This window comes from Pseudomonas sp. S37, from assembly GCF_016658545.1.
GTDB lineage: Bacteria > Pseudomonadota > Gammaproteobacteria > Pseudomonadales > Pseudomonadaceae > Aquipseudomonas.
The window spans coordinates 19,625-42,354 of the sequence record NZ_JACVZC010000015.1 but is presented as its reverse complement, the minus strand read 5'-3'; the positions used below and the strand labels follow the sequence as shown (position 1 = coordinate 42,354).

Below are 22,730 nucleotides of genomic sequence, written 5' to 3'. Positions count from 1 at the left end.
TGATCCGAGCGTTATGCTAGTCACCACGGGCGGAATTCAGAAACGATACGTTCTGCCCTTTGACTTTAGATTTTCTAAACACAGGAGCAGCCCATGGGAGCCGTCTTGCCTTTGCTTGCCTTGCGCGCGTTCAGCGAAACGGCACGCCTGGGTACCTTGAAAGCCGCCGCCGAGCACATGGGCGTGACACCGGGGGCGATCAGCCAGCAGATTCGCCTGCTCGAAGAGCGCCTGGGCGTTACCCTGCTGGTACGCGGGCGCTATGGCGTGCAACTGACCGACGCCGGCACGCGGCTATACCCGGGCTTGTCGCGCGGCTTCGGGCAGATCGAAAGCGCCCTGGCCGAGTTGCAGACGGCGGCCCGCACACCCAGCCTGACGGTGAGCACCGTGCCCGCCTTTGCCGCGACCTGGCTGGTGCCGCGCCTGGGGGATTTTGCTGCACGCCACCCGGACATCGAGGTGCGGGTGGAGGCATCGGCAAAGCTGGTGGATTTGCAACGCGACCGCGTTGACGTGGCGCTGCGCCATGGCCTGGGGCATTACCCGGGGTTGCACAGCATCGCGCTGATGGCGCCGGTGCTGTTGCCAGTAGCGAGCCCTGCGCTGCTGGCCGACGGGCCGGCCATTGCCGAGCCGGCAGGCTGCCTGCACTACCCGCTGCTGCATGATGGCGAGCGGGCTGACTGGCCGTTATGGTTGCAGGCCCACGGCTGCGCAGTGGACGGCCGTTGCAGCCGAGGGCCGAGCTTCGATGAAGACCTGCTGCTGTTGCGCGCGGCGGTGGCTGGGCAAGGCATTGCGCTGGTGCAGGATTACCATGCACAAGAAGACCTGCGCAGCGGCAGGCTGGTGGTCGCGGTGGACCGGCCATGGCCGGCGCGGTTCGCCTATTACGCCGTGGCCCATGAGGACGCGTTGAAACGCCCGCAGGTGCGGGCGTTCGTCGACTGGGTCACAGAGCAGGCGTTGAACAACTGATGCTGTGCACGATCCCTGTGGGAGCGGGCAAGCCCGCGAAGCAGGCGACGCGGTGGGTGGCACGGGCTGCGCCCGTGTTCGCGGGCAAGCCCGCTCCCACAGGGATCGCGCCAGCTTTTAGAAATTGAGCAAGACATTTGCTCCCACAGTGTTGCTGCTAATTCAATGAAATATGTGCAGATCTATGGGAGCGGGCAGTCTGCGATCAACCCGCCTGCACAATAATCTGGCTTTGCAGGTCGCGGATCATTGCCTCCAGCGCCGGCTTCATGGCACTGAAGTCGTCAGGCGAGCACACCGCGCCCGCCGGGCTGAACTTGAAGTGCCGCTCGACTACCACGGCATTGCCGTCCTGGGTATAACGCGCACTGTAGTCGACATCACCGTCATGCAAGTTCACGGGCTTGGGGATGGCCAGCACGTTGACCTGGGCAGGGAACTCGAAGCGCGAGGTTTCCACCGTATCGTTGCCAATGCACACGAAACTCTGGCTGCGTTGCTTCTCCAGGGTGAAGCTGTACACGTTCTGCGAGATACCACCGGCGAGGCTGGTAAGCGTCGCCACGCCAACCGGCCCGGGCAGGTTGACCAGGTTTTCCGTGCGCCCATCCACAGTGCTGACAAAGTCGCCATTGGCAGCCGGCGGCGCAATCTTGAACGAACCGCTGCCACGCTGACCGTAAGCAGCCAGCACTTTTTCCACCAGCATGTCGCGGTCTGCCGGCTTCATCAGTTTCAGGCTGAAACGGCTGATCTCGCTGGCCCAGCCTTTCACTGTGGAAACATTGGTGAAGTCAGCGCCACCATCGGCCTTCACCTTGAACAGCAAGTCACTGGACACCTGGTTCAACTGCATGGCCGGGGTCTTGCCGAACTCGCCAGTGGCGGTCAGCAGTACCCGCTTGTTCAGAACGGTCAACGGCAGGTACCCCGCGGCAATCGACGGGTCAGTCGAGTCCAGGTACAAGTCCAGGCTCGGCACGTAAGTGATCACATGGTTCAGCACACCCAGGGCCGGCACCTTGGGGAACACATAGGCATTGCCCTGGTTGACCATCGCCGGCGTGCTCTTGATGCCTGCCGCATCCAGCAGTGCCTCCAGCAACGCAACGTGGTCCTTGCAGTCGCCGTAACGGTTGTCCAGCACGGTTTGCGCGGCATGCGGCACTACCCCGCCAGCGCCGACATACACCGCCACATAGCGGATGTTCTGGCGTACCCAGTCGCTCAGGGTCAGGGCCTTCTCCCGCGCCGTGGGCAAACCGGCCGTCAGGCGCTGTGCCAGCTCGCGAATCTGCGGGGTGACCTCGACCGTGGCCCTGGCCTGGTAGGCCTGGGCGAAGTCCTTGAAGCCTGAGAACGTCGACACCGCCAGGTAGTGGCCATAATCCAGGTACGACACCGCCCCGGTCTCGATCCGCGCCCGCGCCGCGGGTCGGTAGTCCCAGCGATACACCGTACGGCCATCAACCGTGGCAGGCGGCGAAGCCTTGAAGCTGCGGGCATCGGCCTGCAGCGGCATGCCCTGCGGCAGGTCGTAGGTCAGCGAGAACTGCCCGACCGGGTGAAACCTCGGTACGGTGATGTCTTCGAACTGCCCGGGGAACAATGGCGTGAAGCGGTTGCGCTGGTAACGCAGCACCAACCGGTCGCCCACCGCCACCTCGGGGAAGATGACCACCTTGTTCAGCGAGTCCTGGAACATCGGCGCCTGGGCCGACGCGTGCTCCTGCTGCTCTTTGATGTGCGCGGCATCGACCGGCACCTTGCGGCCATCGGGCTTCTGCGTGTACGCCTCGAGCACGTCCAGCGTTTCCAGCGAACGGTTGTAGCCAAGCGGCTGCTCGGCATTGGCCTTGATGGCGCGTTCTTCGTTGATCAGCAGCACGCTGTCGACGTCGACGCGATAGCTGCCATCTTTCTGCACCACAAAAGCCTGTTCGATCTTTTCCAGGGTGACGGAACGGTCGGTGCCGTCGGTGAAGGCGTGGGCAAGGCCACACCAGGTGATTGTGACCGGCAGCAGAACAGCTGCCAGGCGAGGCATTTTCAGCATGGAGATCCTTCTCGATCAGCGGACTACAATCGACAATGATACGCATTGGCGCCGCTTGATGGCAAAGTGATTACATGCGCTATCGATTCTCGGCCAGTTCCGCCAGCACCTCGGCCGAGGTAGTGACCTGGCGGAAGTGGTGCTGCCACAGCTGGATGCCCAGCTTGCCCGAGCGGTCCAGCGAGGAGCCAACCGTCATGTCGGTGACCAGGGTCGGCGTCAGCCCGGCATCGAACAGGGCAAAGCCGGCAGCCAGCACGCAGGTTTCGGTCTGCAGCCCACACACCAGCACCCGCTCCACGCCCAGCTGGCGGATGTATGCGATTGCCTCGGCGCTCTGCCCGTAGCCATGCTTGACGAATACCTGGTCGGCCTCGACCAGGCTCTCGTCTTCGGCCGCCGGGTGCCAGCCCAGCTGGCGCTCGAAGGGCGTGACCTGTTCGTCATGCAACTCGACCGAGGCAACGGTGGGGATGTTCGCCGACAACCGGCGCAGGCCATCGACCAGCCACTCGGGTGGGCTGAAGGTGGACTGGACATCGACGATGAGCAAAGCCTGGCGCATGAGCGGATTCCGGCATGGGCAAAAGGCGCGGAGTATAACGCGGGTCCGGGCCGTGGTCGCCCGGCACGCTACGGTACGATACTTCTGGCCAGCCCCACAGCCCATGCAGCGGCCATTTTCGCGCCCACTTCATCAAACGCTGGATGGCTGCGTCGGTAGTCCGACATTTCTGCCATTGCCAGCGTCATGCCAGCCTGCACCCTGTCCAGCAACTCATTACAGCGGGCTTCAGTCAGGTTGCAGGCAGTACGCCCGAATTGCACCAGCAGCTTACGCTTGGGCCAGGCTTTCGAGCCCCCAAGCAGCAGCCCCATGATGTCGTGGCTGCTGTACACCGTGGTGGTCACCAGGTCATAGGCAGGTGCGAGCCAGATGTCTGCGTCTTCGGCGCAATGCTCATAGAGCAGGCCGAAGTTCTTCAAATGCGCATCACCGTTCTGGATGCCCGCGCACAACGCTACCAGAGTGAAAAAGTCTTCCAGTGCCCGTGGTACTCGGCTGGGCGTGACATACAGCTTGATCAATTGCGCACAGCCTTGGTAGCTACCGTCGTACTTCTTGCCTGTGCCCCACCCCGACAACACGCACATGTCCTCAAACCCGAGGTAGGCGTTATCGCCGACGTCAAAGCGCTGAACCACCAGAAACCTGCCCTGCTGGCTGAGCTGGAATTCGGGCACTTCAAGGCCACAATGCAACGCCGCCCGCATGCAGAAAAATTCGTTGGCCGCCAACTGCGGGAAGTCTGCTTCGTTGAATGCCTTCACCAGGTGTGTGGCGCCACGGTGGGTAAGCCGGTCGACAGCATGGGCCCTAGCGTCGACATCCCGCACCAGCACTTTGGGCTGAACGCCCGACACGCCGGAGTATGCCGCATAGGTGCCCAACAACTCGGCGAACAGGCCTTCGGCACCGTCGTGAACCAACAAGTTTGACAGCGTTATCCCCGGCATCGGGTCGTCGCCGGCCTGCTGGGCGATGCTGATCCGACCCAGTTGGTGGGGGCCGACAATGCCCAGCAGCGCGAAATCGTCAAACCCGCGCACCGACTTGCTGAAGCGCCGCATGAGTTCTTGTTTCAGGTGCCCTTCAGGCAGGTTCATCTCGAACACGGGGTGTATCCCATACTCCCACTTGTAGCTCGCCAGTCGCGTTGGCATGGTCAACGAGACGGCTTGCGCCTCGTCAGCTGCAGGGTCGTAGGTAAAGACTGTGTCACGCGGGTTCTCTTCACTGCGCCCCAACGTGCCGACCGTGCTGCCGCCTGCACCGATGTACAGGCGGTCATTCTTCCTGGTCATGGATACCCCCGGCCTTCAGTTCATCCAGTGTCCTGCGACGGCGCCTGGGCGTAGCGGTCAGTTCATAGCCCAGGCCCTCCAGGATCGCGGCAACCTTGCGAATGCCGACTTCGGCGATCGAATTGTTTTCGATCCCCGAAATGGTTGCTCGGCTCATGCCGTGACGCTGCGCGAGCTGGGCCTGAGAAAGCCCGGCGTCTTTACGCAGTTTTTTGATCAAAGCGCCCAGATCGTTCATACAACATGCACCATATACAATGCATTTATTGGAAAAATACATTTATGCATCGTATTTGATTCAAAAAAAGCTGTACAGGTGTTTCTCGTTGGGTTGCGCAATGACAATAAGATGCCTCAGACGACTACCAGTCGTACGTCATCTCCACCGCCGCCACCCGCTCCTGCCCGTAGTAGCAGCCAAACGCGTAGTTACAGTCCGACACATACTCGCGGTCAAAGATGTTCTGCACGTTCAGGCTGGCCTGCAGGCCGCGCAGGCCGGGGTCGAGCTTGCCGAGGTCGTAGCTGACGGTGGCGTCGTACACGGCGTAGGCCGGTACATCGAAGGTATTGGCCGAGTTGCCCGGTTTGCGGCCGGTGTAGCGGGCGCCGGCGCCAAAGGTCAGGCCATTGAGCGCGGCCTGGGTGAAGTGATAATCCACCCACAGCGAGGCGGATACAGGTGCCTGCGATTCGTTGCGGTTGCCCTGGTCGCCGTAGGTGCTCTTGGTGTAGAACGAATCGATGTAGGTGGCTGCGGCCAGCACATCGACATTGTCGACGCTGGATTTCAGTTCCAGCTCAACCCCGCGTGAGCGCACCTCGCCGTTTTGCGACTGGTATTGCGGGTACTCGGTATCGCCGGTCAGCACATTCTTCTGCTTGACCTGAAACACCGAAGCGGTGAACAAGGTGCCCTCGACCGGCTGGTACTTCAGCCCCACTTCATACTGCTCGCCCTCGGTAGGCTCGAATGCCTTGCCGCCACGCTCTGGCGCGGCCGTGCCCAGCGTCGGCAGGAACGACTGGGAATAGCTGACATACGGCGCCAGGCCAAACTCGGTGACATAGGTAAGGCCGATGCGCCCGGTGAACTTGTTGTCACGCTGGGAGGCAATGCTGTGCGCCAGCAGGTCCTTGTTGTCGATTTCCGCCCAGTCCTGGCGCCCGCCCACGGTGAGGATCCAGTTGTCCAGCTTGATCTGGTCCTGCAGGTACACCCCGGTCTGGCGCACGGTGTTGTCCCAGCGGGTGTCCAGTACCGGCTTCACGCTGCTGGTGTCGTAGTTGTTCTTGCCGTACAGGTCGACCGGCAACACGTTGTAGGCATTGTAGCCATCGTACTTGCGGCTGAAATGACGGTAATCGGCGCCGGCCAGCAGGGTGTGCCGCAGGGCACCGGTATCGAAGGTGTACTCCAGGTTGTTATCGACGGTGTAGGCGATGTTGTGCTGACGCCAGTCCAGCTTGACCCGGTTGGCGCGGGTGTAGTCGACCACGTCCCCATCGGTGACGAAGCTGCGCAGGTAGAAGCCTTTGTAACGGTCGCGCACATCGGTGTAGCGCGCGGTTGAACGCCAGGCCAAGTCATCGTTGAAGCGGTGGCTGAAGTCGTAGCCCAGTATGAACTGGTCACGCTTGTAGTCGTTGTAGCGTGAGTCGCCCGAGAGGAAGTCGCGGTCAATCTTCTGGCCGGTCGGGCCACGCTTGAGCGAGCCGACCATTGGCAGCGACTGATAGTCGGCCAGGCCATCGTCGCGCTGTACTTGCGCGAGCAACGTCAGGGATGTGTCCTCGTTCGGCGCCCAGGTCAGGCTGGGCGCCAGCAACAAACGCTCGCTGTGGGTGTGCGCGACCATCTCGTTGCCTTTGTCGGCAACGCCGACCAGGCGATAGGTGAACACCTTCTGCTCGTCCAGCGGGCCGCTGGTATCGAAGGCGCCGTTGACCCGGTTGTAGCTGCCGGCCCCCAGCTTCACCTGGCTTTGCTGCTCGCGGGTCGGGCGCTTGGAGACCATGTTGATCAGCCCACCCGGCTGGTTCTGCCCGTACAGTACCGACGAAGGGCCTTTGAGCACCTCGATGCGCTCCAGCGTGTAGGGGTCGATCTGCGGTGCGCCCCCCAGGCTACCGGCATACGGGATGTAGGCGCCATCCAGGTACAACGGGGTCGGGGCAAAGCCGCGGCTGGTGATTTCGTCGGCAATGCTGTTGCGGTCGGTAAAGCCACCCGTGGCCAGGCCCGGGGTGTAGCGCAGCGCCTGGGTCAGGTTGCGCGCGCCCTGGGCTTGCACCTGGTCGGCGGTGACCACGTTGATGGCCTGGGGGATTTCCAGCAGCGGCGTGTCGGTCTTGGTCCCGGTAGCGCTGCGGCTGGCGACGTAACCCTTTACCGGCCCATAGGCGGACTCTGTGGCGGTGCCGGTGATGCTGGTGGTATCAAGCTGCAGGGTCGAAGCATCGCCCACCATGGGCAACAACGAATAGCTGCCATTGGCCTGCTTCAACACCTGCAACCTGCTGCCCGCCAGCAATTGGCGCAGGCCGGCATCGGTACTGAAACGGCCGTGTAGCCCGGGCGATCTCAGTGCCTGCACCGAGGACGGTTCGAACGACACCGTTACCCCGGCCGCCGAGGCAAATTGCGTAAGTGCGGTGCCCAGTGCGCCAGCGGGGATATCGAAGGTCGCTTCAGCCTGGTTCTGAGCCATGGTGGGCTGGGCAATTACCGCTGCGGCCAGCGGCGTGGACAGCGCCACACTGAACAGCGCGCAGTGCACTGCCCGCGCCAGCCTGGCTGAGGGGGTGTTAAGAGGGAGGGTGCGGTTGCAATCGTTGACAGCGAGCATGCGGTTTCCTTTCGCCCTGCGGCAGTTTTTTCATTGCGCTTGTTGCGCGTCTACCTACAAGTCGAACGAGACCGGCAATCGATAACCCCTCGGTAAAAAAATGTTCGCCGATTTTCAGGCAGCTTCCACGCGCGTCCAGTAGCGGCTGAAACGGCGGATGCGCACAGGCAAGGTGGTGGTGAGGTTTTCCAGGACAATGTCGATATCGGCCAGATGAAACGCACCGGACAAGCGCAATTCGCCCACGGCATCGTCGCAGCCCAGGTAGCCAGGGCGGTATCGCTGCAATTCACCGACAACCTCGGCGAGGCGCCAGTTATCCACGATCAGCATCTGCCGGCTCCAGGCATCTGCCATCGTCGCCGCCGGCATCACGGCGCCAGGCCGGTCGGCATGAAAGGCCAACTGCTGCCCGGCGTCTACCCGTACCGTTATCGCGGCCTGTGCCGGGCGCACCTCCACGGCATGTTCAAGCACGCAAACCCGCGTGGTATCACTGTCGCAACGCACAGTGAAGCGTGTGCCCAGCGCGCGAATACTGCCTTGCCCGGTGTGCACGATGAAGGGGCGGGACAAGGCATCCGCTGCGGTCTGCACCAGGATTTCGCCCCTCAGCAGTTCCAGCGAGCGCCACTGGCCGCTGTAGCGAACATCAACCGCCGTGCCGGTGTTCAACTGCAGCTGGCTACCATCGTCCAGCCGCAACGAACGGCGCTCGCCTACCCCTGTGCGCAGGTCGGCCATCAGCCGTGCAGCGCCGCCATCGCGTAGCACCATGCCGCCTGCAGCGCCCGCCATCAGCAGTACCGACAGCACCTTGAGCACCTCACGCCGCTTGGCGCGGGCGCTGCTCAAGGTCGGCCTTGCGATACCCGGTGCAACCTGCGCCAGCTTGCCCTGCAAGCGCGCCAGGCGCTCCCAGGCTTGCACATGGCGCGGGTCACTGAGCAACCAGCGCTGATGCGCCGCTCGCGTGGCCTCATCGGCATCGCAGCGCAATTCCACGTACCAGCTGGCGGCAGCTTCCAGCGTCTTGCGGTTCAACGCCTCAGCACCTGCCTCGCTACCCGCCATGGCTCACGCCTCGTCCAGCATCAGGCAATGGGTCAGCGCCCGCACGGCATGCTTCTTGACGGTGGTCAGCGACACCTCCAGCCGCCGGGCGATTTCCACATAACTCAAGCCGTCCAGCTGGGCCATCAGGAATATCTCGCGGGTACGCGAACCCAGGCCATCGAGCAGGCGGTCGATCTCCATCAAGGTCTCGATGATCAGCAAACGTGCCTCGGGGGAAACCTCCACAAGCTCGGGCCGCGACGCCAGGGTTTCCAGGTAGGCCTGCTCCAGCGCGCGCCGGCGGAACATGTCGATCATCAGGCTGCGCGCCACGCTGCTCAGGTAGGCCCGAGGCTGGCGCAGCTCTGCTGCCTTGCGCAAGGTCAGCACCCGTATGAACGTGTCCTGGGCCAGGTCAGCCGCATGCTCCACGCAGCCGAGCTTGCTGCGCAGCCAGCCGCACAACCAGGTGTGGTGGTCCTCGTAAAGGGTATGTACGGCCTTTTGCAGGGAAGGGTCAGCACAGGACATGGGATGAACCGATAGCAGCGTCTTTAATAATGACTCTCATTTAACCTGAGTAGCCTTCGCCTGCGCAACTGGCCGAGTTGCGCGCTCACCTCAGGCGCCCCGCCTGCACCCGATGAAGGCCCGCCAATCACGCTGACACAATAATTTTCACAAAAATTGATTTATGAAATTAATAGTGTCATTTTCTTCTTGCCGCGCTGCTTCGCACACAAGGCATCAGCCGGCACCCGCCCTATCCACCGGAGTCAACAATATGAACAAGACCGGACTTCTAGGCGCATTGGCACTGTGTGCCTGCAGCGCATTGGCCCAGGCCGACGAAGGCAGCCTGCGCATCGGCATCGAGGCGGCTTACCCGCCCTTCTCCTATCGCACCCCCGAAGGCGAAATTGCCGGCTTTGACTACGACATCGGCAATGCCCTGTGCGCGCAGATGCAGGTCAAGTGCCAGTGGGTAGTCCAGGAATTCGACGGGATGATTCCGTCGTTGAAAGTGCGCAAGATCGACGCGGTGCTGTCGTCAATGTCGATCACGCAAGACCGGCTGAAATCGGTCGACTTCACCGACAAGTACTACCACACCCCCGGCAAGTTCACGATGAAGGCCGGCAGCCAGGTCAACGACCCGGCACAAGACCTCAAAGGCAAGAAGCTCGGCGTGCAACGTGCCTCCACCTACGACCGCTTCGCTACCGAGCAACTCGAAAGTGCGGGGGTCGAGGTGGTGCGCTACGCCGCACAGAGCGAAGCCTTCCTCGACCTGGTGGCCGGCCGGCTGGACGCCACCCTTGCCGACATCGTCAATACCGAAGAGAGCTTTATCAAGACGCCCGCCGGCCAAGGCTTTGCCCTGGTCGGGCCGGACATCAACGACCCGCGCTACTTCGGCCGCGGCGCAGGGATTGCCGTGCGCAAGGGTGATACCGCCAACCTCACGCGCCTGAATGCCGCCATTGCCGCCATCCGCGCCAACGGCACCTACCAGCAGGTACAGGCCAAGTATTTCCCGTTCGATATCTACGGCCAATAAACCCCGGCTGACGAGGACCTTCATCATGCTTCACGGCTACGGTTCGAGCATTCTCGAGGGCGCGTGGTTGAGCATCAGCCTGGCCCTGATGGCGATGGCGCTGGCCATCAGCCTCGGCCTGATCGGCGCCGCTTGCCGGCTGTCACCGCTGCGCTGGCTGGCCGCCCTGGGCGAGATCTACACCACCCTGGTGCGCGGCATCCCCGACCTGGTGCTGATCCTGCTGGTGTTCTACGGCGGTCAGGACCTGGTCAACCGCCTGGCGTTGGCACTGGGCTACGAGCAATACATCGACATCAACCCGTTCATTGCCGGGGTCTGCACCATGGGTTTCATCTTTGGCGCCTATCTGTCGGAGAGCTTTCGCGGGGCATTCCTCGCCATACCCAAAGGCCAGGCCGAAGCAGGTGCGGCGTACGGCATGGGCAGCCTGCAGGTGTTCTGGCGCATCAGCGTGCCGCAACTGGTGCGCCTGGCGCTGCCGGGTTTTACCAACAACTGGCTGGTCCTGACCAAGTCCACGGCACTGATCTCGGTGATCGGCCTGCAGGACATGATGTTCAAGGCCAAGAACGCGGCCGATGCCACCCATGAACCGTTCACGTTCTTCCTCACCGTGGCAGGCCTTTACCTGCTGCTGACCAGCCTGTCGCTGTTGCTACTGCGCGGTGTGGAAAAGCGTTATTCGTTCGGCATCAAAGCCGCCGAACTGTGAGTGAGGGTTTGCAAAATGCTCGACTACCAACTGATCTGGCAGAGCCTGCCGCTGTACCTCAATGGCATTGCGCTGACCCTGAAAGTGCTGCTGATTTCCCTGGCCTGCGGCCTGGCCCTGGCGGTCCCGCTGGCCTTGATGCGCGTGTCACGTACTTGCCTGCTGCGCTACCCGGCCTGGCTTTACACCTATGTCATCCGCGGCACACCGATGCTGGTGCAGCTGTTTCTGGTGTATTACGGCCTGGCGCAGTTCGAGCTGGTGCGCCAGGGGCCGCTCTGGCCGTACCTGTCCAGCGCCACGTTCTGCACGTGCCTGGCGTTCGCCATCAACACCAGCGCCTACAGCGCCGAGTTGCTGGCCGGCAGCCTGCGTGCCACACCACGGGGCGAAGTCGAAGCGGCACGCGCCATGGGCATGTCACGCCTGGCCCTGTACCGGCGCATTCTGCTGCCGTCGGCCCTGCGCCGGTCGCTGCCGCAATACAGCAACGAAGTGCTGATGATGCTGCAGACCACCAGCCTGGCGTCGATCGTCACCCTGGTCGACATCACCGGCGCGGCGAAAACCTTCAACGCCCGGTACTACCTGCCCTTTGAAGCATTCATTACCGCAGGGCTGATCTACTTGGCCCTGACGTTCCTGCTGGTACGCCTGTTCAAAGTGGCCGAGCGCCACTGGCTGGCCTACCTCGCCCCACGCAAGCACTGAGGAGCTTCCATGCAGCAAATCGACCATACCCTGCCGTGGAGCGCCTGCGGTACACAACGGACGCTGAGTGTGTTTCGCTTCGGCAGCGGCCCGCGCAAAGCCTATATCCAGGCCTCGCTGCACGCCGACGAGTTGCCAGGCATGCGCGTGGCAGTGGCATTGAAGGCCCGCCTGGCCGAACTGGAAGCACAAGGCCGGCTGACGGGCGTAATTGAACTGGTGCCGCTGGCCAACCCGATTGGCATCGGCCAGATGTTCCAGGCCACCCACCAGGGCCGTTTCGAGTTCAACAGCGGCAAGAACTTCAACCGCGACTTTCCGGCGTTGACCGAAGCACTGGTCCAGCGCCTGGAAGGCCAGTTGGGCGAAAACGGTGAAGACAACGTCGCCACCATTCGCCGCGCCATGCGTGACACCCTCGGCGAACTGCCTGCGGCGCAATCAGAGCTCGATGGCCTGCGCCGGTTACTGCTGCAGCATGCGTGTGATGCGGACGTGGTGCTCGACCTGCACTGTGATTTCGAATCGGTGATGCTGCTGTATGCGCTGCCACAAAACTGGCCCCGCTTGCGTTCACTGGCGGCACGCCTGGGTGCTGAAGCGGCGCTGCTTGCCGAGGACGCCGGTGGCAATGCATTCGACGAAGCCTGCGCGGTACCGTGGATAAAGCTGCCTGAACACTTCCCCAGGGCGAACATCCCGCTGGCCTGCATTGCCACTACCGTTGAGCTGCGCGGCATGGCCGATACCGGGCGCGAACAGTGCCAGGCCGATGCTGAACACTTGCTTGCCTACCTGGCCGATCAGGGCCTGATCAGCGGCACGTGGCCGCCCGCACCGGCGCGCTGCTGTCACGCAACGCCGTTTGCCGGTGCCCAGTATGCCTATGCCGAACACCCTGGCGTGGTCAGTTACCTGCAACCGCTGGGGGCATACGTCAAAGCCGGCGACCCGCTGTTCGAAGTCATCGACCCGCTCAGTGACCGGCACAGCGTCGTCTGCGCCAGCACCGACGGGGTGCTGTATGCCCGCGAACGCCTGCGCTTCGCCCAACCAGGCCTGTGGCTGGCGAAAGTCGCCGGCAGCCTGCCCATTCGCCACGGTCGCTTGTTCAGCGACTGACACCAACGGGTATCCTTTGATGAACAAACTGGAAATTCACGAACTGCACAAAAGCTACGGCAACCATCAGGTACTCAAGGGCGTTTCGCTGCAGGCCAAGGCCGGTGATGTGATCAGCATCATCGGCTCCAGCGGCTCAGGCAAAAGCACGTTCCTGCGCTGCATCAACCTGCTTGAGCAACCCAACGCCGGGCAGATCATGGTCAATGGCGAAGACCTGAAGCTGCGCCCCTGCCCACGTGGCGGGCTGCGCGCCGCAGACCCTGGCCAGCTGCAACGCCTGCGCTCACGGCTGAGCATGGTCTTCCAGCATTTCAACCTGTGGTCGCACATGAGCGCCCTGGAAAACGTGATGGAGGCCCCGGTGCATGTACTGGGCATGGCCCGCAAGGAAGCCCGTGAAAAAGCCGAGCACTACCTGCACAAGGTCGGTGTGAGCCACCGCCGTGGCGCCTATCCGGCGCACATGTCCGGCGGCGAGCAGCAACGCGTGGCCATTGCCCGGGCGCTGGCCATGGAACCCGAAGTGATGCTGTTCGACGAGCCGACCTCGGCGCTCGACCCCGAGCTGGTTGGCGAGGTATTGAAGGTGATGCAGGCGCTGGCACAGGAAGGCCGCACCATGGTGGTGGTGACCCATGAGATGGGCTTTGCCCGGGAGGTTTCCAACCAGGTCATGTTCCTGCACCAGGGGCTGGCCCTGGAACGCGGCAACCCGCGCGAGGTGCTGGCCCGGCCGCAGTCCGAGCGCCTGCAGCAGTTTCTTGCCGGCAGCCTCAAGTAAGCATGCCCATGGCCCCCGGCTGCTGCCGGGGAAGCCATGGGATACACTACGGCCACTCATTCAGGGAGCCTTGAGCCGGATGCCGAGCAATTCGAAAGACACCACCGTGTACGCCTCCCCCGTCATGCGCAAGCTGTCGCAGAGTCTGACCGACCTGCCGCCTTCGCTGCGCAAGGTCGCCGACTACATCCTGCGTCACCCGTTGAAGGCAGCAACCCTGACCATCGAAGACATGGCCCAGGCCACCGGTACCTCGCCGGCGGCAGTCAATCGCCTGGCCAAAGCCCTGGACCTGGGCGGCTACAGCGGCATGAAGGCCGAACTGGTGACGACCTTGCAGCAGATGGTCTCGCCGGTAGACAAGCTGCGCAATGAACTGGCCCAGCGGCCGGGTGGCGATTTCGGCCTGCACGAGCAGATCCAGAGCGCCAGCAGCAACCTTGCCAGTGCTGCCAGCATCAACCCGGCCAATGCCTTCGAAGCCTTCGTCAGTACGCTGATCGCGGCGCGTAAAGTCTATGTGCTGGGGTTCGGCAACAGTGTCTACCTGGCCGGCCTTGCAGCCTCGACCCTGGTGCCATTCTGCAAGGACACCTGCGCCATCAGCATGGAGGGCGGCAACGAAAATGCCGCCTACCGGCTGGCCGCCATCACCGAACAGGACGCGCTGCTGGCTATTGCCCTGCCCCGCTATTCCCAGGACACCCTGCAACTGTCACGCTTTGCCCGCGAGCGTAACGCTACAGTGCTGGCGATTACCGATTCGCCCGCCTCCCCCCTCACGGCCATCGCTGAGCATGTACTGTTTGCGCCGGCCGACCATCCGGTGCTTACCAGTTCCAACATTGCCGTGCTGGCACTGATCGAGGGGCTGGTTGCCGGGGCCATGGCGCGCAACAAGGAAGCGGTCAGGCTGGCGACAGAGCTGACCGAAAGCGTGATGTCCTACTTGCATGTGCCCAGCGGCAAGGTCGGTAAGAAGTAAGCCAGCCCAGTAAAGCACGTGTCGGTGACCTTTACTCCCACAACCCTGTAGGAGCGGCTTTAGCCGCGAACACCGGCGCAGCCGGTGCCATGCAGCGCGCTGGATCCTGTGCGGCTAAAGCCGCACAGGAATGGCGCGATCCAAGGGCATGCGCAGTACCTGTGGGAGCGGGCTCACCCGCGATGCGCAGTACCTGTGGAAGCGGGTTCACCCGCGATGCGCAGTACCTGTGGGAGCGGGTTCACCCGCGAATAGGCCGGACCTGCCGGCCAATATCCACCGGCCGTTCACCGTTGCTGCCACCCCCGTATTCGCGGCTAAAGCCGCTCCTACAAAGTGATTACTTTGCCCCCGCCTTGCGGCTACCATGCACCGCTTTCAATCAGGGAGGATTTGAACACATGGCACGCGTAGCACTGCTCCTTACTCCGGGTTTTGCCGACTGGGAATATGCACTTATCGCCGGAACCGGCGCGCCGTTCTATGGTCTGGAACTGGACTTCTTTGCGCCCTCGCCCGGGCAGTTTCGCTCCCAGGGCGGGCTGGCAGTCACGGTGGACCACGACCTGCTGCAGTGCCTGGCCTGGCAACCCGACGTCGTCGCGGTGATCGGTGGCCTGCTCTGGGAAGGTGAGCAGGCCCCTGACCTGGGCAGTTTCCTGCAAGCCTGCCATACCCGCGGCGCGACCCTGGCCGGTATCTGTGGCGGCACCCTGGCGCTGGCGCGCGCCGGGCTTCTCGACACGGTGGCGCACACTTCCAACAATCCCCAGTACCTGCAACAGCATGCCGCCAACTATGCCGGGCAGGCGCGCTATCAGAGCACCCCCGCTGCGGTGGTAGCCGAACGCATCATCACCGCCCCTGGCCCAGCCCCGGTCAGTTTCACCTGTGCCGTGTTGCAGGCTGCTGGCGTAGCCCAGGAAGCTGTCGGGCAGTTCAGGTCAATGCTGGCCGCCGAACACGCCTGAGCCTGGGACAGGGCCGCCGTCTCGCAAGAGGAGCCAAGGTGTTCGGCGTGATTCTCGCAGCGCCTATGCAATCGAGCGCCGCCCGCGCGGCGCTTCGCGGCACAAGGCCGCTCCCACATCTGTTTCGGGCCAATTAAACCTGTGCCTCTAGCGCGCGCACCTTGGGTGCATGACTGGAGATTGATGAAGAGCGGCGATGCCCCCTTCAATATCGAAGGGAACAAACAAGGCGGACAGAGGTGATCCCACAGGAGTGACTGGCCCGAAGCAGATGGGAGCAACTGTCTTACATCTCTCTCCTGGCCAGCACTGGCCCTTGTAGGAGCGGCCTTGTGTCGCGATGGGCTGCGCAGCAGCCCCAGGGTTTGCGCACAGATGCACAAATTGCCGGGGCTGCTTCGCAGCCCTTTCCGACCGGTCCGGCGCCCCGGCAAGGCCGCTCCTACAGTTGACCGCGTTAGCCGATCAGGTGCGGCCTTGTGCCGCGAAGCGCCGCGCGGGCGGCGCTCGATTGAATAGGCACCCAACATCCCAAGGCAAGCATGCAGGCGGCAGGCAGCAGGTAACGCAGGTAACGGTTCATGAGCCCTCCTGGCCCGCGCACAGCAGGCATACACCCAGCCACTGGTAAACCTTCAGCAGCAGAAAATCCCAGGCGCGGCTGAACCAGCCGCCCTCGGCGACCGCCTCCATCACCACCAGGGGTTTTTCCGCTATGTGGCGGTCGCCGACCTGGAAACTCACCACGCCCACTACCTGCCCAGCCTGCAAGGGTGCATGCAGTTCGGGGCTGTCGAGGATGGTACTGATCTGCACCGCGTCAGCCTGCCCGTAAGGCACGCTGATGGCCGGGTGCGCACCCGCGTTGAGCTTTACCTGGCGTGCATCGCCAAACCACACGCGCTTGCTCATGAACACGTCGTCGGCCTTGATCGGCGTGATCGTCTCGAACGTGCGAAAGCCCCACTTCAGCAGCTTTACACTTTCCTGAAAGCGCAACGGGCTCGACTCGGCGCCCAGCACCACGGCGATCAACCGGCGGCCGTAGAGCTGCGCCGACGTCACCAGGCTATATCCCCCGGCACTGGAATTGCCGGTTTTCAAACCGTCCACTGCCAGGCTGGTGCTCCACAGCAGGCGGTTGCGGTTGTATTGCTGAACCTGATTGAAGGAAAAGCCCCTTTCCCGGTAGAGCGCATATTCGGCAGGTAGTTGTTCGATCAACGCCCGGCTCAATAACGCCATGTCCCGCGCGCTGCTGTATTGCCCTTCGGCGGCAAGCCCATGCACGGTCTTGAACCGGGTGTTGAACATACCCAGTTGCCGCGCCTGCTCGTTCATGGCATCAACAAATGCCTGTTCACTGCCGGCCAAGTAGTTAGCCAAGGCGATGCAGGCATCGTTGCCGGATTGAATGACCATACCCTTGTTCAAATCATCAATCGTCACCCGGTCACCGGGTTTCAGAAACATCAGTGACGAACCCTGCAACTGTGCGTTGCCGGCGGCGGACGCTGCGTTGTCGATCGTTACCCGGTCGCGGCCGCGCAAGGCGCCGCTGCTCAGGGCCTGGCCGACTACATAGCTGGTCATGATCTTGACCAGACTGGCCGGTTCCAGACGGGCATCGGCATTGCCCTGGGCCAGTACCTCGCCACTTTCGTGGTCCATCAGCAACCACGCCTGCGCAGCTATCCCAGGTGCAGCCAGGTACTCCTGTGCATTAACCGCATTTGTATATTGCACCAGCAAACCTGCAACTAGCGCCCGCACCAAACCGCCAACAACTTGTAGACCTTTCATACACTCCAGAACCTGAAACCTTCCCAACTTATAAAGCCGACACCTACAGCAAGTGCAGGCCTGAATCATTTGTCGGGGCATTCTGCGAGTGCGTATACTATAAATCAATCAACTATCAGGATATCTGATATGCATACAATTGATATCGATAGCGTCGACCTGAACTTGCTGCGGGTATTTGTCGCGTTGATCGAAGAAGGCGGCGCCAGCCGCGCTGCCTTGCGCCTGGGCGTCACCCAGCCCGCCGTCAGTGCCGCCCTCGCCCGCCTGCGTGATATCTACGCCGACCCGCTGTTCGAACGCACCGGCCGCGGCCTGCGCCCAACCGTACGCGCCAATGAACTGGCCCCGTTGATTGGCGAGGCGCTCAACCGCTGCCGGCAAGCCTTGGCGCTGTCGGTGGCCGGCAAGGACATCAAGGGCCGAACCCTCACCGTCGGGCTTTCGGACGACGCCGAAATCGCCTTGGGGCAAGGCCTGCTGGCGCTGGTCGACAAACACCTGAGCGGGCTGCGCATCCTGTTCAGGCAAACCCACAGCGGCCTGGTGCAGGACATGCTGATGCGTCACCAGGTAGACATCGCCGTATCGGCGGGCGGGCTGTCGTCACCCTTGATCGCCAGGCACCGCCTGGGCCGGGGCAACTACCTGGGCATTGCCGATGCGCAGAACACCCCGCCCACCAGCGCCGAAGACTATGCGCAGCGCCCGCACCTGCTGGTGTCTTCGGGCGGTTTTGTCGGCATCGTCGACGAAGGTCTGAATGCCGCCGGCTACAAGCGCAGCATTCGTGCCTCCACCTCGCACTTTGCCGCAGTGCCGTTTCTGCTGGTGGGTTCGCAGCTGATTACCACGGTACCCACCCACGCCGCCCGCGCCATGCAGCGGGTGTCGACACTGCAGACATTCCCGTGCCCGGTCGAACTGCCGTCCTACGACCTGGAAATCGGCACCCGGGTCGGCAGCAAGCACGACAACACGCTGCAAACGGTCAAGGCACTGATCATCGAGCTGGTTGAGCAGTCGTTCTGCCTGTCGTGACAGCAGCCGCGTCGAGCAGCCTGGCCGGCATGGCCACCAGCAGTACCGTTGCGCCCAAGGCAAGCACGGCGGCAAACACATAAAGGCCCAGGTCGAGGCTGCCAGTACTGGCCTTCACCGCCCCCAGCACCGTCGGGCTGGTGAAGCCGCCGAACAAGGCCAGCGAGTTGATCAGGGCAATGCCCCCGGCTGCCGCCTGGCTACTCAGGTAGCGGGTGGGGATGGTCCAGAACAACGGCATCGACGCATACAACCCTATTGCCGCCACGCTCAAGGTCAGCAGGCCTGGCAGCAACTGGCCCGGCACCCAGGTGCACGCCACCAGGGCAGCGGCGGCAACCAGCATGCAACAGGCCAGGTGCCAACGCCGCTCACCCACCCTGTCGGAATGCCTGCCGATCACGATCATGCCCACACCACCGGCCAGGTAAGGCACCGCCGTGATCAGGCCGATGTGCAACGGGTCGGCCACACCATAGCCCTTGATCATGCCCGGCAACCAGAAGCCGAAGATGTACAGCCCGGCCATCACCGCAAAATACACCAGCGCCAGGGCATAGACCCGCGGGTCGCGCACAACGGCGGCGAATGTGTGGCCGCCGCCCGCCGTGGGGGCGGCAACCTCCTGGGCAATGCGCGCACGCTCATCGGCACTCAGCCATCGGGCATCTTCGGGCCGGTCGATCAGCAGGAAGGCGGCCAAGATGCCGAGGATAATGGCCGGCGAACCTTCCAGCACGAACATCCACTGCCAGCCATGCAAGCCGTGCACGCCATCCATTGCGCTGATGATCCAGCCGGAAACCGGCCCGCCCAGTACACCGGCAATGGCAATGGCCGACATGAATACCGCAATCACACTGCCGCGCAGGCGCGCCGGGAACCAATGGGTCAGGTAGAGGATGATGCCGGGGAAGAACCCGGCTTCGAACACCCCCAGCAGAAAGCGGGCGATATAGAAATGCTGCGGGGTCTGCACCAGCATCATGCTGGACGACACCCCCCCCAGGCAATCATGATACGCATGATGGTCCTGCGCGCTCCGATGCGCGTCAGCAACAGGTTGCTGGGCACTTCGAACAGCACATAGCCGATGAAGAAAATACCGGCACCCAGGCCATACACGGCGTCGCTGAAGCCCAGGTCCTGCTGCATGCGCAAAGCCGCGAAACCGATGTTTACCCGGTCCAGGTAGGAAACGATGTAACTGACAAACAGCAACGGCAAGATCTTCCAGGCGACCTTGCGGTACAACACGCGCGAATCAGTGTTCATTTCTGAAAAGCCTCGAATGTTTTTCTTGTTGGGCAGGGCTGCGTAATGCACAGAAACGTGAAGCGGCCCAGGCCTGGCGGCAGTGTGTTGCCAGGCCTGGGCCGCTCAGCGGTGTTGCGGGTTCAGGTCATTGCTGGAACTTGACGGACGCCTTGGCACGCTCGTCGACGATCAGGGTGAACACGTCAGGCCGCGAATAGTGGCCGACCACATCGAAGTCATAACGCGCCTTGACCAGCTCAGCCGAATCGATCCTGGCCACCAGCAGGCCCGGGCCGTTTTTCAGCGGGCCGGCAATCACCTCGCCCATGGGGCCGATGATCACGCTGTTGCCCTGCATCAGCACGCGGTCATCGTCCCAGTGCGGCAGGCTTACCCCCAAGTCGCGCGGCGATGGCTGATACTGGCAGGCACTGACCAGGAAGCAACGCCCCTCGTGGGCGATATGACGCATGGAAACCTGCCAGTTGTCGCGCTCGTCGACTGTCGGCGCGCACCACACCTCGATACCCTTGGCGTACATCGCCGTGCGCAGCAGGGGCATGTGGTTTTCCCAGCAGATGGCCGCACCGATCTTGCCCACCGGCGTGTCGATCACCGGCAGTGTAGAGCCATCGCCCTGCCCCCATATCAGCCGCTCACTGCCGGTTGGCATGAGCTTGCGGTGGTTGCCGACCAGCCCCTGCTCCGGCGAGAAGAACAACGCCGAGCAGAACAACGAACTGCCCGCGCGTTCAATGACACCGACCACCAGGTGCGCACCGGTACGTTGCGCCAACGCAGCCAGCTCGGCTGTTTCGGCGCCCGGCACATCAATGGCATTGTCGAAGTAGCGCTGGAAGGCTTCGCGGCCCTCCGGCAGGCGATAGCCCATGTAGGTGCCGAAGATTTCACCTTTCGGGTAGCCGCCCAACAGGGCCTCCGGCATGACTACCAATTGCGCGCCGGCGCGGGTGATTTCCGCTTCGTAGGAAAGAATCGTCTCCAGCGTTTGTTGTTTGCCCTCTGGGTGAGAGCCAATTTGCAGTGCAGCAACGGTCGAGATCGTCATGAGATTTTATTGTCATGTGGTGGAAGGTAGGCATAGGTTCCACCTGACGACGATATCGAGCAATTCACCTTGCTTTAGATCTGTTATCAGACCTGCTTATATCGATGCGTGATGATTCACTACCTGAGCCGTTGCCGTGGCAGCCATCCCTCGCCTACTATTGCGAAAAATTCTCATATGAGACCTTGTCGCACAGCGAAAGGATGCCCTGATGTCGCGTCTCGACCCCACTTTCAGCCAGCAGGTTCACCACTACTACAACGCCCACCACGGCTGGATTCGCGGTTGGCTGCACAAGCGCCTGGGCAATGCCAGCGATGCCGCCGACCTGGCCCATGACGTTTTCGTGCGATTGCTGAGCAAGCCCCAGCAGTTCCAGACCGAGCAGCACGCACGCGCCTACCTGAGTACCGTCACCCGCCACCTGTGCATCGATTTCTGGCGCCGCCAGCACCTGCAACAGGCCTGGCTCGAAGCCCTGGCCGCCCTGCCTGAACCGCTGGCGCCAAGCGAAGAAGAGCGCGCACTGGTGTTCGAAGCCCTGGAGCAGGTACAGCGGATGCTGGCGCGGTTGCCGGAGAAGGTCTGCCAGGCCTTTCTGCTGTCTCAGGTCCAGGGGTTGGGCTATCGGGAAATTGCCCATCAGTTGCAGGTGTCCGAACGCAGCGTGACCAAGTACATGGCCCAGGCGATGTACCAATGCCTGCTGCTGGAACTGGACCTGCCATGAACGCCTGCGAACGCCCGGACCACGCCACCCTGCAGGCTGCCGCAAACTGGTATGCGCAGTTGCTCGCCGCCCCGCAAGACCGGCAGTTGCAACTGCGCTGGCAACAATGGCTGGGCGCGGCTGGCGCGAATCAGGTGGCATGGGCCCATGTGGAGCGCATCAGCCAGCGCTTTACCCCGCTGAAGCTGCAGGCCGATGCCTCGCTGCAGGCGTTGGGCAGCGTGCGCCGCAGCGACCTCGACCGGCGCCGGGCGGTCGGCCTGCTCGGCTTGTTGTGCGGCGGCGGCCTGCTGGCCCTGGCCGGCTGGCGCGTACCCGCCGCCCGCCAACAGTTGCAGGCGCTAAGTGCCGACCAGCGCAGCGCAACCGGCGAAGTGCGCAGCCTGCGCCTGCCTGACGGGGGCCAGCTGTGGCTGAACAGCGCCACCGCGTTGAACATCGATTACCGCGCCGACCTGCGCCGCCTGGAGTTGTTGGCCGGCGAAGTGCTGGTGGAAACCGCCCATGATAGCCGGCCATTCGTGATCGACACCCGCCAGGGCCGCCTGCAAGCCCTGGGCACCCGCTTCAGTGTGTGGCAGCGCGACCATGTCGCGCGCTTGAGTGTGTTCGACGGTGCGGTACGGCTGCAGCCCGCAGAGGGCGCCACCCACCTGGTGGTTGCCGCTGGCTGGCAAACCGACTTTGACCGCCAGGGCGCGCAAGCGCCGCGGCAGGTGGATGAGTCGCGTCAGGCCTGGCGCGATGGCCGGCTGCTGGCCAATGACATCAGCCTTGGCGAGTTTATTGAACAGTTGCGGGCCTATATGCCCGGCCATCTGGGTATCGACCCGCAAGTACAAGGGCTGCGGGTGATGGGCAGCTTCCCGGCCGAAGACCCCGAGCGCACCTTGGCCATGCTTGAGAGCGCCTTGCCCATCAAGGTGCGTAAGACCTTGCCGTGGTGGTACAGCATCGAAGCGCGTTGACTGGCACCGGCATTGCCGGTGTTCGCGGCTAAAGCCGCTCCCACAGGGTCAGCATATCTTCGAAACCTGCGCGGTAACCTGTGGGAGCGGCTTTAGCCGCGAAGAATCCAGCGCGGTGCCTGATTTTTTTAACAAGGGTGTTCCGGTTTTACCCCGCTCGTTCGGATTAGCAGATGAACACCCCGCTTCATCTGCCCCCACAAGG

At 62.8% G+C, this 22,730-nt stretch carries 23 protein-coding genes; 11 read left to right on the top strand and 12 right to left on the bottom strand.

Translation table 11 applies throughout. From position 1 onward, the window contains the following. Positions 1-93: 93 nt before the first annotated feature. A complete protein-coding gene (locus IAE39_RS08085; RefSeq protein ID WP_201201064.1) occupies positions 94-981 on the top strand; it encodes a LysR substrate-binding domain-containing protein in 888 nt (295 codons plus the stop codon). 205 nt (positions 982-1,186) lie between these two features. Here IAE39_RS08085 and IAE39_RS08080 read toward each other — a convergent pair whose 3' ends face one another. From IAE39_RS08080 to IAE39_RS08050, 7 genes are all read right to left on the bottom strand, one after another. Further along, the gene (locus IAE39_RS08080; protein ID WP_201201063.1) at positions 1,187-3,037 is read right to left on the bottom strand and encodes a DUF3857 domain-containing transglutaminase family protein; all 1,851 of its coding nucleotides are present in this window, start codon (positions 3,035-3,037) and stop codon (positions 1,187-1,189) included. A 79-nt stretch (positions 3,038-3,116) separates the two neighbouring features. Further along, on the bottom strand, positions 3,117-3,602 hold the full coding sequence (locus IAE39_RS08075; protein WP_201201062.1) for an isochorismatase family cysteine hydrolase: 486 nt from the start codon (positions 3,600-3,602) through the stop codon (positions 3,117-3,119). Between the two features lie 68 nt (positions 3,603-3,670). Next, positions 3,671-4,903 (bottom strand): type II toxin-antitoxin system HipA family toxin, encoded by a 1,233-nt coding sequence (locus IAE39_RS08070; RefSeq protein ID WP_201201061.1) that lies wholly within the window; start codon positions 4,901-4,903, stop codon positions 3,671-3,673. Then, on the bottom strand, positions 4,887-5,141 hold the full coding sequence (locus tag IAE39_RS08065) for a helix-turn-helix domain-containing protein (RefSeq protein ID WP_201201060.1): 255 nt from the start codon (positions 5,139-5,141) through the stop codon (positions 4,887-4,889). The genes IAE39_RS08070 and IAE39_RS08065 overlap by 17 nt, the downstream gene beginning before the upstream one ends. Positions 5,142-5,265: 124 nt before the next feature. Further along, positions 5,266-7,752 (bottom strand): TonB-dependent siderophore receptor, encoded by a 2,487-nt coding sequence (locus IAE39_RS08060; RefSeq protein ID WP_201201058.1) that lies wholly within the window; start codon positions 7,750-7,752, stop codon positions 5,266-5,268. A gap of 114 nt (positions 7,753-7,866) precedes the next feature. Next, a complete protein-coding gene (locus IAE39_RS08055) occupies positions 7,867-8,826 on the bottom strand; it encodes a FecR domain-containing protein (protein ID WP_201201056.1) in 960 nt (319 codons plus the stop codon). 3 nt (positions 8,827-8,829) lie between these two features. After that, positions 8,830-9,339, bottom strand: a complete 510-nt coding sequence (locus IAE39_RS08050) for a sigma-70 family RNA polymerase sigma factor (RefSeq protein WP_201201054.1) — start codon at positions 9,337-9,339, stop codon at positions 8,830-8,832. 253 nt (positions 9,340-9,592) lie between these two features. Between IAE39_RS08050 and IAE39_RS08045 the strand changes: the two genes are divergently transcribed. The 7 genes from IAE39_RS08045 (at position 9,593) to IAE39_RS08015 (ending at position 15,657) form a co-directional block, all read left to right on the top strand. Continuing rightward, positions 9,593-10,369 (top strand): ABC transporter substrate-binding protein, encoded by a 777-nt coding sequence (locus IAE39_RS08045; protein ID WP_201201052.1) that lies wholly within the window; start codon positions 9,593-9,595, stop codon positions 10,367-10,369. Between the two features lie 25 nt (positions 10,370-10,394). Continuing rightward, a complete protein-coding gene (locus IAE39_RS08040; protein ID WP_201201050.1) occupies positions 10,395-11,084 on the top strand; it encodes an ABC transporter permease in 690 nt (229 codons plus the stop codon). Positions 11,085-11,099: 15 nt separating this feature from the next. Next, entirely contained in the window at positions 11,100-11,795 is a 696-nt protein-coding gene (locus IAE39_RS08035; protein ID WP_201201049.1) for an ABC transporter permease, read from the top strand. A gap of 9 nt (positions 11,796-11,804) precedes the next feature. Further along, positions 11,805-12,917 (top strand): succinylglutamate desuccinylase/aspartoacylase family protein, encoded by a 1,113-nt coding sequence (locus IAE39_RS08030; RefSeq protein WP_201201048.1) that lies wholly within the window; start codon positions 11,805-11,807, stop codon positions 12,915-12,917. Between the two features lie 19 nt (positions 12,918-12,936). After that, positions 12,937-13,701: an ABC transporter ATP-binding protein gene (locus IAE39_RS08025; protein WP_201201047.1), complete on the top strand. Its 765-nt coding sequence runs from the start codon at positions 12,937-12,939 to the stop codon at positions 13,699-13,701. A 79-nt stretch (positions 13,702-13,780) separates the two neighbouring features. Further along, complete coding sequence (locus IAE39_RS08020; RefSeq protein WP_201201044.1) at positions 13,781-14,686, top strand: MurR/RpiR family transcriptional regulator; 906 nt, start codon at positions 13,781-13,783, stop codon at positions 14,684-14,686. 401 nt (positions 14,687-15,087) lie between these two features. Continuing rightward, a complete protein-coding gene (locus IAE39_RS08015) occupies positions 15,088-15,657 on the top strand; it encodes a DJ-1/PfpI family protein (RefSeq protein ID WP_201201036.1) in 570 nt (189 codons plus the stop codon). Positions 15,658-16,114: 457 nt separating this feature from the next. Here the strand turns inward: IAE39_RS08015 and IAE39_RS29905 are convergent, their stop codons facing one another. Together IAE39_RS29905 and IAE39_RS08010 are read right to left on the bottom strand one after the other, a co-directional pair. Continuing rightward, positions 16,115-16,240, bottom strand: coding sequence for a hypothetical protein (locus IAE39_RS29905; RefSeq protein ID WP_268934122.1), 126 nt, complete (start codon positions 16,238-16,240; stop codon positions 16,115-16,117). Then, the gene (locus IAE39_RS08010; RefSeq protein ID WP_201201116.1) at positions 16,237-17,460 is read right to left on the bottom strand and encodes a serine hydrolase; all 1,224 of its coding nucleotides are present in this window, start codon (positions 17,458-17,460) and stop codon (positions 16,237-16,239) included. The genes IAE39_RS29905 and IAE39_RS08010 overlap by 4 nt, the downstream gene beginning before the upstream one ends. 129 nt (positions 17,461-17,589) lie before the next feature. Between IAE39_RS08010 and IAE39_RS08005 the strand changes: the two genes are divergently transcribed. Beyond that, a complete protein-coding gene (locus IAE39_RS08005) occupies positions 17,590-18,501 on the top strand; it encodes a LysR family transcriptional regulator (protein WP_201201035.1) in 912 nt (303 codons plus the stop codon). Here IAE39_RS08005 and IAE39_RS08000 read toward each other — a convergent pair. From IAE39_RS08000 to IAE39_RS07995, 3 genes are all read right to left on the bottom strand, one after another. Continuing rightward, complete coding sequence (locus IAE39_RS08000) at positions 18,464-19,489, bottom strand: MFS transporter (protein WP_268934121.1); 1,026 nt, start codon at positions 19,487-19,489, stop codon at positions 18,464-18,466. The two genes, IAE39_RS08005 and IAE39_RS08000, sit on opposite strands and share 38 nt — an antisense overlap. Next, positions 19,486-19,776, bottom strand: coding sequence for an MFS transporter (locus tag IAE39_RS29900; protein WP_268934120.1), 291 nt, complete (start codon positions 19,774-19,776; stop codon positions 19,486-19,488). The genes IAE39_RS08000 and IAE39_RS29900 overlap by 4 nt, the downstream gene beginning before the upstream one ends. 127 nt (positions 19,777-19,903) lie before the next feature. Next, positions 19,904-20,827, bottom strand: coding sequence for a carbon-nitrogen hydrolase family protein (locus IAE39_RS07995; protein ID WP_201201034.1), 924 nt, complete (start codon positions 20,825-20,827; stop codon positions 19,904-19,906). A gap of 211 nt (positions 20,828-21,038) precedes the next feature. Between IAE39_RS07995 and IAE39_RS07990 the strand changes: the two genes are divergently transcribed. Beyond that, positions 21,039-21,557 (top strand): sigma-70 family RNA polymerase sigma factor, encoded by a 519-nt coding sequence (locus IAE39_RS07990; protein WP_201201033.1) that lies wholly within the window; start codon positions 21,039-21,041, stop codon positions 21,555-21,557. Then, entirely contained in the window at positions 21,554-22,525 is a 972-nt protein-coding gene (locus IAE39_RS07985; protein ID WP_236548464.1) for a FecR family protein, read from the top strand. Before IAE39_RS07990 ends, IAE39_RS07985 begins: the two co-directional genes overlap by 4 nt. The last annotated feature ends 205 nt before the right edge of the window (positions 22,526-22,730 follow it).